At 51.6% G+C, this 777-nt stretch carries 1 protein-coding gene; it reads left to right on the top strand.

Going from position 1 to position 777, the window contains the following annotated elements; genetic code table 11:
* Window positions 1-59: 59 nt before the first annotated feature.
* Window positions 60-777, top strand: a 718-nt coding sequence (locus ACFOET_RS17745) for an IS256 family transposase (RefSeq protein WP_379025165.1), incomplete at its 3' end; no start/stop codon positions are given.

Genomic DNA, 777 nt, shown 5'->3' with positions numbered 1-777 from the left:
GAGACTGTAAAATCAACTGTGTCAAGAGTTATAAAATGTTAACTTAGTCACAGTTTAAAATGAAAGAAAAGCAAGAAGAATTCGATTACGAGGAGATGAAAGCGTCAGCGTTGCGTCAGCTACGCAGCGGGGAGTCACTTTATGGGAAGAACGGGGCTTTCGCGCCTTTACTGAAGAAGTTTCTGGAGTCTGCGCTTGAAGCGGAACTGGACGCCCACCTGGACGAAGAAGAACGGACAGGCGGCAACCGCCGTAACGGCAAGCAGCAGAAACGGATAAAAACCTCTGCGGGGGCGTTGGATATTTCCACCTCCCGGGATCGCCGGTCGAGCTTCGAGCCTGCGCTGATCCGCAAACGGGAGACGGTCCTTGCCGACAGCCTGGAGAAGAAGATACTTGGGATGTATGGTCTTGGGATGAGTTTCCGTGATATATCTTCCCACATCAAGGAGATGTACGATACGGATATCAGCCACAGCACACTCTCTTCGATTACCGACCGCATCATCCCTGAGATCAAGGAGTGGCAATCCCGGGGTCTTGAAGGGCTTTATACGATCGTTTGGATGGATGCGATGCATTACAAGGTAAAAGAAGACCACCGGTTCGTATCACGGGCTGTTTACAGCATTCTTGGCATTGATCGCCACGGCCACAAGGAGCTATTGGGCATGTATGTCTCGGAGAGTGAGGGTGCCAATTTCTGGCTGGGCGTGCTGACCGACCTGCAGAACCGGGGAGTGGAAGATATCCTGATTGCCTGCATCGACAACCTGA

It is taken from the genome of Parapedobacter deserti, assembly GCF_042646065.1.
Classification (GTDB): domain Bacteria; phylum Bacteroidota; class Bacteroidia; order Sphingobacteriales; family Sphingobacteriaceae; genus Parapedobacter; species Parapedobacter deserti.
The sequence above is the reverse complement of the archived record's forward strand: the minus strand, read 5'-3'. Positions and strand labels throughout refer to the sequence as shown.